Source organism: Leifsonia sp. AK011 (genome assembly GCF_013410945.1).
Taxonomy (GTDB): domain Bacteria; phylum Actinomycetota; class Actinomycetes; order Actinomycetales; family Microbacteriaceae; genus Rhodoglobus.
The window spans coordinates 587,368-599,247 of sequence record NZ_JACCCH010000001.1 but is presented as its reverse complement, the minus strand read 5'-3'; the positions used below and the strand labels follow the sequence as shown (position 1 = coordinate 599,247).

At 67.4% G+C, this 11,880-nt stretch carries 12 protein-coding genes; 7 read left to right on the top strand and 5 right to left on the bottom strand.

Annotated elements, in window-relative coordinates; genetic code table 11:
* The first annotated feature begins 44 nt into the window (after positions 1–44).
* Positions 45–914, top strand: coding sequence for a VOC family protein (locus tag HDC94_RS02975; protein WP_179494736.1), 870 nt, complete (start codon positions 45–47; stop codon positions 912–914).
* Between the two features lie 97 nt (positions 915–1,011).
* Here HDC94_RS02975 and HDC94_RS02970 read toward each other — a convergent pair whose 3' ends face one another.
* Positions 1,012–2,022, bottom strand: coding sequence for a serine hydrolase (locus HDC94_RS02970; RefSeq protein ID WP_179494734.1), 1,011 nt, complete (start codon positions 2,020–2,022; stop codon positions 1,012–1,014).
* A 68-nt stretch (positions 2,023–2,090) separates the two neighbouring features.
* On the opposite strand from HDC94_RS02970, the gene HDC94_RS02965 reads away from it, so the two are divergent.
* Positions 2,091–2,831, top strand: a complete 741-nt coding sequence (locus tag HDC94_RS02965; protein WP_179494732.1) for an SGNH/GDSL hydrolase family protein — start codon at positions 2,091–2,093, stop codon at positions 2,829–2,831.
* On the opposite strand, the gene HDC94_RS02960 is transcribed toward HDC94_RS02965, so the two are convergent.
* On the bottom strand, positions 2,803–4,014 hold the full coding sequence (locus HDC94_RS02960) for an MFS transporter (RefSeq protein WP_308495611.1): 1,212 nt from the start codon (positions 4,012–4,014) through the stop codon (positions 2,803–2,805). The two genes, HDC94_RS02965 and HDC94_RS02960, sit on opposite strands and share 29 nt — an antisense overlap.
* A 104-nt stretch (positions 4,015–4,118) precedes the next feature.
* Between HDC94_RS02960 and purS the strand changes: the two genes are divergently transcribed.
* From purS to HDC94_RS02945, 3 genes are read left to right on the top strand one after another with little or no spacing between them, the layout of a single operon-like run.
* Positions 4,119–4,397, top strand: a complete 279-nt coding sequence (purS, locus tag HDC94_RS02955; protein WP_179494730.1) for a phosphoribosylformylglycinamidine synthase subunit PurS — start codon at positions 4,119–4,121, stop codon at positions 4,395–4,397.
* Positions 4,397–5,101 carry a phosphoribosylformylglycinamidine synthase subunit PurQ gene (gene purQ / locus HDC94_RS02950; RefSeq protein WP_179494728.1) on the top strand — a complete coding sequence of 235 codons (705 nt, stop codon included), beginning with the start codon at positions 4,397–4,399 and terminating at the stop codon, positions 5,099–5,101. Before purS ends, purQ begins: the two co-directional genes overlap by 1 nt.
* The gene (locus HDC94_RS02945) at positions 5,098–5,565 is read left to right on the top strand and encodes a DUF3817 domain-containing protein (RefSeq protein ID WP_179494726.1); all 468 of its coding nucleotides are present in this window, start codon (positions 5,098–5,100) and stop codon (positions 5,563–5,565) included. Before purQ ends, HDC94_RS02945 begins: the two co-directional genes overlap by 4 nt.
* Here HDC94_RS02945 and HDC94_RS02940 read toward each other — a convergent pair.
* The 3 genes from HDC94_RS02940 to HDC94_RS02930 are packed head-to-tail and all read right to left on the bottom strand — an operon-like array spanning position 5,562 to position 8,049.
* On the bottom strand, positions 5,562–5,966 hold the full coding sequence (locus HDC94_RS02940) for a DUF1801 domain-containing protein (protein ID WP_179494724.1): 405 nt from the start codon (positions 5,964–5,966) through the stop codon (positions 5,562–5,564). The two genes, HDC94_RS02945 and HDC94_RS02940, sit on opposite strands and share 4 nt — an antisense overlap.
* A gap of 17 nt (positions 5,967–5,983) precedes the next feature.
* On the bottom strand, positions 5,984–6,841 hold the full coding sequence (locus tag HDC94_RS02935; RefSeq protein ID WP_179494722.1) for a type II CAAX prenyl endopeptidase Rce1 family protein: 858 nt from the start codon (positions 6,839–6,841) through the stop codon (positions 5,984–5,986).
* Positions 6,842–6,870: 29 nt separating this feature from the next.
* The gene (locus HDC94_RS02930; RefSeq protein WP_218870430.1) at positions 6,871–8,049 is read right to left on the bottom strand and encodes a mechanosensitive ion channel family protein; all 1,179 of its coding nucleotides are present in this window, start codon (positions 8,047–8,049) and stop codon (positions 6,871–6,873) included.
* Positions 8,050–8,139: 90 nt separating this feature from the next.
* Between HDC94_RS02930 and HDC94_RS02925 the strand changes: the two genes are divergently transcribed.
* The gene (locus HDC94_RS02925) at positions 8,140–9,519 is read left to right on the top strand and encodes a DUF2254 domain-containing protein (RefSeq protein ID WP_179494720.1); all 1,380 of its coding nucleotides are present in this window, start codon (positions 8,140–8,142) and stop codon (positions 9,517–9,519) included.
* 50 nt (positions 9,520–9,569) lie between these two features.
* Positions 9,570–11,864, top strand: a complete 2,295-nt coding sequence (purL, locus tag HDC94_RS02920; RefSeq protein WP_179494718.1) for a phosphoribosylformylglycinamidine synthase subunit PurL — start codon at positions 9,570–9,572, stop codon at positions 11,862–11,864.
* Positions 11,865–11,880: the final 16 nt, after the last annotated feature.

Below are 11,880 nucleotides of genomic sequence, written 5' to 3'. Positions count from 1 at the left end.
CCAGTCTAGGGAATATTTGAGACTTCAACTAAGTTGGGGCCATCATGAACGCCTCACAGGATCTCCTCGCCGCCGACACCGCCATGGGCCCCGTCACCCTGAGCGTCGGCAACCTCGATGCGATGACCGCGTACTACCGCGACGCCGTCGCCCTGACGGTTCTCACCGAGACCGCGGACACGGTCACGCTCGGCCGCGGCACCACGCCCGTCGTCATCCTCAGGTACGCGCCGGAGCTGAAGCACGCCAGCCCTCGCGACGCCGGACTCTTCCACACAGCGATCCTCTTCGACACCGAGGAGGCGCTCGCCGCCGCTGTGTACTCGGTCGCGCGCAAGTACCCCAACACCTTCACGGGCAGCTCAGACCACCTCGTGAGCAAGGCCTTCTACTTCACCGACCCGGAGGGCAACGGCGTCGAGCTGTACTGGGATCGCGACCGCAGCCAGTGGAGCTGGGCCCACGGCACGATCGAGATGAGCACCCTCTACCTCGACCCGAACGGGTTCCTGCAGGAGAACCTCACCGAGGACGCCGTCGCCAATCCCGTGATCGGCGGCGCCCAGGTGGGCCACGTCCACCTGCAGGTGGGCGACATCGCGTCGGCCCACGAGTTCTACATCAACCGCCTCGGCTTCGAGCAGACCGCGACCTACGGCCCCAGCGCGCTCTTCGTGAGCGCCGGTGGCTACCACCACCACATGGCCATGAACACGTGGAACAGCCTCGGAGCGGGCAAGCGTCAGCTCGGCCTCGGGCTCGCGCAGGTCGACATTGAAGTGCCATCGACGGATGATGTCGGCGCCCTGGTCGAGCGCATGAAGCACTACGGTGTCGCCACGCGCGATGACGGCCGGACCGTCAGCTTCGACGACCCCTGGGCGAATGCGATCCGGGTGGTGGCGCGGGGCTAGGCGACCGCGACCTGACACAGATCGTCGCTTTAGGGTCGCCTAAGGAGCGTTCTGTGTCAGGTCGATGTGCGACTGTCGCCACTGGGCTGCACTGGGATCAACCCCCGAGTCGCTCGTCCAGCTCACGGATGACGGGCCACGCGCCCTCCTCCGAGTTGGAGAGCACGGCGATGTCGATGCGCTCCTCCACGTAGTGGCGCACGATGCCGGACGCTCCTGCCCCGACCCCGTCCTTGTAGTACGAGCGCACCGAACCGTCGTCGTTGAGGTCGAACTCGAGGCCGAAGCCGTACCAGGTGACGGGGTCGTGCTCGACCTGCGGGGTGAGGAACTCGTCCGTGTACTCCTTGTCGAGCAGCGAGCCGTCGCGCACCGCCTCGAGGAACAGCACGAGGTCCGAGGCGGTCACGTGCGCGCCGGTGTCTGGGGAGCCGATGGGCGGGGAGTCGAAGAGGGTCGAGCGCCACGCGCCATCCACCAGTTCCCATCCCTCGGCGATGCGGGGGGCTGCCTCGCGCTTGTCGTAGAAGCCGGAGTCCCTCATGGCAGCGCGCGTCAGCACCTCGTCGAACACGTACTGCCGATACGGGATGCCGGTGACCCTCTCGATCGCCAGGCCCGCGAGCACATACCCGGCGTTGCCGTAGAGCGTGCCGATCCCGGGAGGCGCAACCGGCGGCTTGGACGAGAACAGCGGGAGGTAGTCTGCGGCCTCCATGAGGTTGTAGCTCGGAACGGTCGCGTAGAGGTCGGCGTAGCTCTCGTCCTCCTCCTCGTCCACATCGTCGGCGATGCCGCTCGTGTGCGTGAGGAGGTGCAGCAGAGTCACCTCGGGCGCGATCGTCGAACCCGAGAGGTCAACGTAGTGGTGGATGGATGCCTCGAGGTCGAGGTTGCCCTTCGAGACCTGCTGCAGCACCGCGACACTCGTGAAGAGTTTCGTGATTCCGGCGCAGTCGAAGCGGGTGTCGAGCGTGTTCGCCACGTCCCAGCGCCGTGTGGCGAGACCCGTCGCGGCCTCGTAGAGCGTGCCCGAATCGCGTCGCACGAGCACCACGCCGCTGAACTCGTTGTCGGCCAGAACGTCATCGAGTCCAGTGGTATCCATGTCTCCGAGCGTAGTCAACATGTGTTGGGCGCGGTCAGGATGTCGCGCCGCGTAACTAGCATGGCCGGATGGGTCCACTCCTCCGGCTGAGCCGCCTGGCCATCATTCCGACGGGCCCCGCCCTCTACGTTCAGGGTCGCCGCCTCCGCCGTGACACCCCGCGACTTCCGGATGCCGCGCTGCCCTGGCGCGGCTCGATCCCCGGGCCGCACCCGCTCCGCCTGCTGGTGCTCGGTGACTCGACCGCTGCCGGTGTCGGCTCCCCGACCCAGGAGGAGGCCCTTCCTGGGCATCTCGGCCGCGGCATCGCCGCTCTCACTTCCCGGGGCGTCGAGTGGCGCGCGATCGGCGAGAACGGGGTCGACGCCCGCGAGTTCATCGAGCGCTACCTCGATGACGCCGCAGCAGAGACATGGGACGTGGTCTTCGTCAGCCTGGGTGCGAACGATGCGCTCGGGTTGCGCTCGCGTCGAGCGTTCGCCCGTGACATCCGTACGATCCTCCGACGGTTGCGCGCGACCTCCCCAGGCGCACGGATACTCGTCTCGAGCCTGCCCGCATTCTTCCGGTTCGAGCTCCTCCCCAACCCGCTGCGCTGGAACCTCTACCTCCATTCGAGGAATCTCGAGGCGGGTGCCCGCAGGGTGGTGGACGCATTCCCAGGAGCGCATATGTCCCCACCGCCTCCGCCCTACACCGAGGGGTTCTTCGCGAGCGACCTGTTCCACCCTTCGCCCATCGGATACCGGGACTGGTCGCGTTTTGCGATCGAGGACGCCGTCAGGGCAGGAGCGCTGGGCGCCGACTGACGGCGAGCGCCCAGACCACAACAACCACCACAAGCACGCCAGCGACCCACGCGAGGCCGGAGTACCCGACCAGCGCGAGCACGGGACCGGCGAGCCCACCGCCGAGCGCGCCGGCGAGGCTCATGATCGTGTCGGTACGGCCCTGCACCTTGAGGCGCGCCTCACCCGTCACAAGGTCCGACACGAGGGCCGAGCCGGAGACCGTCGCGGCACTCCAACCGAGGCCGAGCAGAATGAGGGCGACGACCACGGCCACGTGATCCTCGGAGCCCACCCCCACGAGCACCACAGCCGCAGCGAGGAGTGCCTGACCGAAGAGGATCAGCGGCATCCGGCCCCAGCGGTCGCTCGCCCAGCCGAAGACCGGCGACAGAGCGAACATCCCGGCCACATGGAGGCTGATCGTGAACCCGACGATCACGAGCGTCGCGCCATGTGTGGTGAGGTGCACGGGTGTCATGGACATGATGGCGACCATCACCGCGTGGCTCGCGGCAATGGAGCCGACGGCGAAGAACAGGGTCGCGCGGCCGCGTACGATGCCCGCGTCGGCTGGGGCGAGCTCGACGGGCCGGTTGCGCGCGAGCGTAAGCGGGTCGGGACGGAGGGCGATCAGGTACAGCGCGGTGGCCGCGAGCTGCGCCGCGAGTGCGATGACGAACGAACCGGTGAGCGGCGGCAAGCCCAGGGCATCCTGGATCAGCACGCCAGGCCCGAACAGGTTGGGCCCGGCGACAGCGCCGATCGTCGTCGACCAGACGACCAGCGAGAGATCCCGACCGCGACGCTCGGGCTCCGCGTTGTCGGTTGCGGCGAACCTCGCCTGCAGGCCGACCGCCGTTCCCACACCGAGCAGGGCGAACCCCACGAGCAGCAGCGGGAAGAAGGCGAGTCCCGTCGCCACGACCGTGATCACCGATCCGAGTGCTCCGAGGGCCGCGCCGAGCGCGAGCGCTGGCCGCCGGCCGAGTCTCTGGGCGAATCGGGCCAGCGGGATGGATGCCACGGCAGCACCCAACGTCGACGCCGTTGCCGCGGCCCCGGACAGACTGGCCCCGGCAATCTCGTTGGCGATGACGGCACCCATCGCGAGCGTGGCGCCCTGACCGAGCCCCTGAAGCACCTGACCGGCCACGAGCACACCGACGGTCCGCGACTGCACTGCGCTCGTTGTTCCGCTCACCTGCCCAGTCTCCACCCGTGGGGCCGGATCGTCTCGCCGACCACACGGCCTGCTGCCGGTAGACTGGTATCTGTCACCCCACCGGCAACTCTCGGGAGCCCATCGTGCCCACCATCGTCGTCGAAGTCATGCCCAAGGCCGAACTTCTCGACCCCCAGGGCAAGGCCGTCTCCGGCGCCCTCCACCGTCTCGGCAAAGGCCACTTCACGAACGTTCGTGTCGGCAAGCGCTTCGAGCTGACCGTCGACGGTCCCGTCACCGAAAGCGTGCTCGCCGAGGTGCGGGAGATCGCGGAGGACATGCTCGCCAACCTCGTGATCGAGGACGTCGTGAGCGTGCACGAGGCCAGCACCGAGAGCGTCGTCGCGGGAGAGACCCGCTAGTGGCAGCGCGCATCGGCGTCATCACCTTCCCCGGCTCGCTCGACGATCGCGACGCGCAGCGCGCCGTGCGCTTCGCCGGAGCCGAGCCCGTCGCACTCTGGCACGGCGAGCACGACCTCAAGGGCGTGGACGCGATCGTGCTGCCTGGGGGCTTCAGTTACGGCGACTACCTGCGCTGCGGCGCGATCGCAGCCCGCTCGCCCATCATGAGCGAGGTCATCGACGCTGCGAAGTCCGGGATGCCCGTACTCGGCATCTGCAACGGCTTCCAGATCCTCGTCGAGGCGCACCTCCTGCCCGGTGGCCTCATCCGCAACGATCACGGCGACTTCGTGTGCCGCGACCAGCGCCTGCGCGTCGAGAACAACTCCACCGACTGGACCAACGCCTTCACCGCCGGCCAGGAGATCACGATCCCCCTCAAGAACGGCGAGGGCGGATTCATCGCCGACGCCGAGACGATCGCGCGCCTCGAGGGCGACGGTCGGGTGGTCTTCCGCTACCTCGACGTCAACCCGAACGGGTCGATCAACGATATCGCGGGTATCACCAACGACCGCGGCAACGTCGTCGGCCTCATGCCGCACCCGGAGCACGCGATCGAACCCGGCTTCGGACCGGACACCCCGGATGCCATGCGCTCAGGCATCGACGGACTCCCCTTCTTCACCAGCGCCGTCGCCGCCCTCCTCGCCACCGCGTGACCCCCAAGCAGCTCTTCCGCCTCGCCGCCATCGCCGAGGCCATCACCTGGACCCTGCTCATCACAGCCCTCATCGTGCGGGCCGCCACCGGGTTCGCCCTCGGTGTGACGATCGCGGGTGGCATCCACGGTTTCGTGTTCCTCGCCTACGGCGCGACGGCCGTGCTGCTGGCGGTCAACCAGCGCTGGCACCCGGGAGTCGCCATCACCGCGATCGCGAGTGCCGTCATCCCCTACGCAACGATCCCCACCGAGATCTGGCTCGCCCGCACCGCACGCCTCGATGGCGCCTGGCGCCGTGACGAGACCGATGACCCGCGGGACCGCACCTGGATCGATCGCCTCGCGCGCTGGTTCATCCGCCACCCCTGGCTGTTACTGCTGGTCATCGGAGCGGCCGTGGTCGTGCTCTTCGTGGTGCTGCTCACTGCCGGCCCGCCTGAACTCCCCGGCTCGAAGGGCTAGCTGCGGCGTTCCCACGCCTGGTGCACGAGCCGTTCGAGCACCTCGGCGTTGACGTTCTCGAGGCGCTTCACGTACAGGCACGACTTGCCCAGCCGGTGCGGCCCCAGTTCGTCGAGGAGCGGATCCGGTTCCTCGTACGCGTTGGTGAGCCCGTAGAGAGTGAGGTCGGCTTTGCGGGGCGAGAAGCCGAGGATGAACATCTCGTTCGTCCCGGTGGTGTTGGTGTAGGGCTTCGAGCCGAAGCCGACCATGGTCGGACCCCACATGACGGCAGGCTCTCCCGTGATGCGCTCCATGAGCGCGCGCATCGAGTGGCCGTCGCGTCGACGAGTCTCGTCTGGTACGGCATCGAGGAACGCCGTGACATCCGCACCCGTTGGCTTCGTCTTGATCTCCGCCATGCAGTGAGGTTACCGAGTCACGGCGAGATGAGGAAGAACGGGATCACGCCGTCGTTGCGCGCGTGCACGATCACGAGGAACACGATCGCGTCGAACAGAAGGTGCACCGTGAGCACGTACGGCAGCGACTTCGTCTGGAAGTAGATCCACCCCTGGAGGAGCGCGAACGGGATCGTCAGCAGGGGCCCCCAGGCCTGGTACCCGAGTTCCCACAGGAACGATACGAAGATGATCGTCTGCAGGACGTTTGCCTGCCAGGTCGGGAAGTGCCGGCGGAACAGCACGAACACCGTGAGGATGAAGAACAATTCATCCCACGTTCCGACCGCGTTGACCCCCACGAACAGGCGCAGGATCTCGTGCCACTCGTACACGGCGGGCCAGTTCAGGTAGACGCCCGAGGTGATGAAGTAGAACGGCAGGATCGCCCAGCCGAGGAACAGCACGAGCACGAGGTAGCCCCACTGCACCCGTGACCAGGGCCATCCTCCGCGCCACCTGAAGCGGATCGAGTAGTCCTTGAACACGAACCGCGACACGAGGTAGGGCACCGCCACGGCGAGCGCCAACACGAAGCCGAGCAAAAAGAAGTTGCCCCACGAGATATCCGCCTCGACCGAGATCGTCGAGACGATCACCATCCCAAGGGCGATAAGCGACAGGTCCTTCGCGAGACCGGTGCTGAGCCCGCGGCGGTCGAGCAGGTAGGCCACGACGACGGATGCCACGAGCATCCCGTAGCCCGCAATGATCACGCCCACCGATGCATGCCGCCAGGCGAAGAGGAACAACGCGGATCCGGACAGCAGGATGCCCGGCACGAGCGCCCACGACAGCCTGGGGTGTCTCGGGGCGTCGATCACGTCGGCGGGCACGCCATCAGCCTACGTGAGCACTGTCGGCGCTACTCCTGTACGGGGATTTCGGAGGTGGCCGTCCTGAACTGCGAACCCCGAGCCTCCGCGTCCGCGTTGCCGCTGAACACTCCCTCGGAGTGAGCCTCGTCCTTGGAGCGACGGGTGGCACCGACCGCTTCGACAAGCTCGACCCGGGTGCGCGGCATCCCGCCCCGCTGGCGCTGCACCCACTCCACGAGGTGCTCGCGAACGGCGCAGCGAAGGTCCCAGAGGCTCCCGGCGTCGGATGCGCTCACCAGCACCCGAACGCGGACGTTGCCGTCGACGGCATCCGTCACCTGCACGTTGCCGACGCGGCCGTCCCAGCGATCGTCCGCCTCGAGTGCGCGCTGGAGTTCCTTGCGCATAGCGGAGGGCGAGATCGTCCAGTCGACGTCGAACATCACCGACCCGAGCAACGCGCTGTCGTTCCTCGTCCAGTTCTCGAAGGGTGTCGTCGTGAAGTAGGTCGAGGGAAGAACGAGGCGTCGGTCGTCCCAGATGTGGACGACAACGTAGGTCAGCGTGATGTCCTCGATGCGGCCCCACTCGCCATTGGCGATCACGACATCGTCGACGCGGATCGCATCGGTGAACGCGAGCTGCACCCCGGCGAAGACATTGGCGAGAAGCGACTGGGCCGCGATTCCAGCGACGACGGAGACGATTCCGGCGGAGGCGAGCAGGCTGGCCCCGAATGCCTGAACCCCGGGAAAGGTCAGGAGTGCTGCGCCGAGGCCGAGGAGCCAGACCACAACGACAACTACCTGTTGGAGCACCCGGAGCTGGGTATGCACCTTCCTCGCGACGCGGTTGTCGGAGACGTCGATGTCGTACCGGCCGCTGGCGATCAGGAAGCCGAACCGTACGAAGCCCGTCGCCAGCCACGCGAAGGTGATGATCACGGCGACGAGCGCGCCGTGATTGAAGGCGGCCGCCCAGGGTTCGCCGAGACTGACGATCGCACCACCGATCCAGAACAGGATGACACCCACGAAGGCCCGGAACGGGGTGCGCGTGTGCCTGATGAGCGGATCGGGCCACGTCGCTCGTTTGGCGATGATCCGCAGGATCAGCGAGGCAATCGTGCCGACGAGCCATGCTCCAGCGATGGCCGCCGCGAGTGCGATAACCGAACCAATGAGTACTTCCCAGGTGAACACGGGGATACCTCCGTCGTTTGCCAACCCCCTTCAGGCTAGGCGGTCTGTCTGGACTGCGTCGGGATGCCCCCGTGCGCCGGGTCTGATTGACTGGGTGGCGGGACGGAGAACACCGTGACAGCACAGTCCGTCAATGGCGTGAAGCGCAACTCACTGCGCCGGGCGATCGCCTCAGCCCGCGAGAGCCTCGCCACCGAACTGTGGCCCCTTCCCACTCTCGCGGTCGTCCTGGCTGTCGCTCTCGGTATCGCCCTGCCCCTCGTGGACCGCGCGGTGGATGCCAGCCTCCCGCCTTCCGTCGCAGGCTTCCTCTTCGCGGGCGGCGTCGACAGTGCCCGCGCGGTGCTCTCGGCCATCAGCGGGTCGCTCATCACCGCAACCTCCCTCACGTTCTCCCTCACGGTGGTCGCCCTGCAACTGGCGAGCAGCCAGGCCTCACCTCGAGTGCTCCGCACGTTCGCGAAGGATCGAGCCGTGCAGGACACGCTGGCGATGTTCGTGGGCACGTTCGCATACGCCCTCACCGTGCTGAGGACGGTGCAGGATGCCACCGACGCCTCCGACGCGCAGGTTCCGCGTATCGCGGTCACGCTCGCCTCCCTCCTCACGTTCGCGAGTGTGATCACCCTCGCTCTCTTCCTCGGGCACCTCGCACGACAGCTCCGCGTGGATACCGTCATGCGGCAGGTGCACAGTGAGACCGGGCACACCATCGACCTTGTGGCGTCCACCTCGACGGAGGGCCCCGAGGTGCTTCCATCGGGTCTCCGGCCCGAGACGCGCGAGGTTGCTCTCGCGAGGGGATCCGGTTTCATCCGCAGCGTTGACCGGGCCCGTCTCCTGACGATCGCGGTCGAGCACGATCTCGTGATCGAGGAGGAGCATCCGGTCGGCCACAACGTGGTCAAGGCGACGCCGCTCGCCCGATGGTGGACCCGCGACCGACTGGTCCATCTCGGTGCTGACGACGTCGAACGTCGTTCTCGCGACATCGCTGGCGCGTTCGGCCTGTCCTACGAGCGCACGGCCAGTCAGGACATCGGTTTCGGGATCCGCCAACTGACCGACATCTGCGTGCGCGCCCTCTCGCCGGGCGTCAACGATCCGACAACGGCGGTGCACGCGCTCGGCCACGTCTCCGCGATCCTCGGCGATCTCGCCGAACTCCCCGGCCAGGCCGTGGCACTCGAGGACGACGACGGCCACCTCCGCGTCATCCTGCGCACTCACCGATTCACCGACCTGCTGCGCACGGCCATGGAACAGCCCCGCCGATACGGATGCTCCGACCCCGATGTCGTCGAGCGGCTCCACCAGCTCCTCAGCGAGGTGGGCTACCGCGCGCGCGGGCCCGACCAGCTCGAGGCCCTTGGCCGGGAGCTGGACCTACTCGTCGCCTCGGTCGGCCAGGCGGACTATCTGCCAGCGGAACGGGAGCGATTCAGTGCCCTCGCGGAGCGCACCCGCACCGCGCTAGCCGGGGAGTTGCGGTAACCCTCCGGTAGGATCGGCGGGTACCTCACGCCCCCGTTCTCTGGAGCCTCGTGACCCCCATCTCCGGTGCTGACACCGTTTCGAATGCCGCCGCGACCCCCGAGAAGGAGCAGCCGTATGCGGCGCTCGGACTCAAGGAGGACGAGTACCTGAAGATCCGCGAGATCCTCGGTCGTCGCCCCACGAGCGGCGAGCTCGCGATGTACTCGGTGATGTGGAGCGAGCACTGCTCCTACAAGTCCTCGAAGACCTACCTGCGCCAGTTCGGCCAGAAGGTCAACGACACCATGAAGAAGAACCTCATGGTCGGCATGGGCGAGAACGCCGGTGTCATCGACGTGGGTGAGGGATGGGCTGTCACCTTCAAGATCGAGAGCCACAACCACCCCAGCTACATCGAACCCTTCCAGGGTGCGGCAACGGGCGTGGGTGGCATCGTGCGCGACATCATCTCCATGGGCGCTCGCCCGGTTGCCGTGATGGATGCCCTCCGCTTCGGTGACATCGCTGACCCCGACACCGCGCGGGTTGTCCACGGTGTCGTCTCCGGTATCTCGTTCTACGGGAACTGCCTGGGCCTGCCCAACATCGGCGGCGAGACCTGGTTCGACCCGGTGTACCAGGCGAACCCGCTCGTCAACGCTCTGGCGGTCGGGGTGCTGCGCCACGAGGACCTGCACCTCGCCAACGCGCGCGGCGTGGGCAACAAGGTCGTGCTGTTCGGGGCCCGCACGGGCGGCGACGGCATCGGCGGCGCATCCATTCTCGCGAGCGACAGCTTCTCCGAGGGTGGCCCCACCAAGCGCCCCGCTGTGCAGGTCGGCGACCCCTTCGCGGAGAAGGTCCTCATCGAGTGCTGCCTCGAGCTCTTCCAGCAGGATCTCGTCGAGGGCATCCAGGATCTGGGTGCCGCCGGCATCTCGTGCGCGACGTCGGAGCTTGCTTCCAACGGCGACGGTGGAATGTTCATCGAGCTCGAGAAGGTGCTCCTGCGTGACCCCACCCTCACGGCCGAGGAGATCCTCATGTCGGAGAGCCAGGAGCGCATGATGGCGATCGTCACGCCGGAGAAGCTCGAGGGCTTCCTCGCGGTGACCGCCAAGTGGGATGTCGAGACGAGCGTGCTCGGCGAGGTCACCGACACCGGCCGTCTCATCATCAACTGGCACGGCGAGGAGATCGTCAACGTCGAGCCCCGCACGGTCGCCGTCGACGGCCCCGTCTACGACCGTCCCGTCGCTTACCCGACCTGGATCGACGCGCTCAACGCGGACACTGCAGCTCGCCTCCCGCGCTCCTCCGACCTCAAGGCCGACCTGCTCCGCCTCGTCGGCACACCGAACCTCTCCGACAAGTCCTGGCTGACCAACCAGTACGACCGCTACGTCATGGGCAATACCGCGCTGAGCTTCCCCGACGACGGAGGCATGGTCCGCGTCGATGAGGAGTCCGGCCTGGGCTTCGCCGTGGCGACGGATGCCAATGGCCGCTACTGCCAGCTCGACCCCTACCGCGGCGCCCAGCTCGCCCTTGCCGAGGCCTACCGCAACGTCGCGGCGACGGGCGCGAGCCCGGTCGCCGTCTCGGACTGCCTCAACTTCGGCTCGCCCGAGAACCCCGAGGTCATGTGGCAGTTCAGCAAGGCCGTCGAGGGCCTGGCCGACGGATGCCTCGAGCTCGAGATCCCCGTCACCGGCGGCAACGTCTCCTTCTACAACCAGACCGGCGATGTTCCGATCCACCCCACGCCGGTCGTTGCGGTGCTCGGTGTCATCGATGATGTGGCCCGTCGCATCCCCTCGGGCTGGCAGGACGAGGGCAACAACATCTACCTGCTCGGTGTCACGCGTGACGAGTTGGATGGTTCGGCCTGGGCCGGTGCCATCCACAACCACCTCGGTGGTGTGCCGCCCATGGTCGACCTCGCCGCAGAACGCAAGCTCGCCGGCCTCATTGCTGGCGGAGCGCAGGAGAGCCTCATCGCCTCGGCCCACGACCTCGCCGACGGTGGTCTCGGTCAGGCGCTCGTCGAGAGCGTGCTGCGGTTCGGTGTCGGCGCGCGCGTTTGGCTCACCGAGATCATGGAGCGCGACGGCGTCGACGCCACGGCTGCGTTGTTCAGCGAGTCGGCGGGACGGATGCTCGTGAGCGTGCCCCGCGAGGACGACGTGAAGTTCCGCGGCCTCTGTGAGGGGCGCGGGTACCCTGTGCTCCGTATCGGTGTCACCGAGAATTCCGGAACCCTCGAGATCCAGGATGAGTTCACGCTCACCGTGAGCGAGCTGCGCGGCATCCACACGGAGACCCTGCCCGCGGCCTTCGGGCCGCTCGTCGGCGCGAGCTAACGACCTTCAACGAACA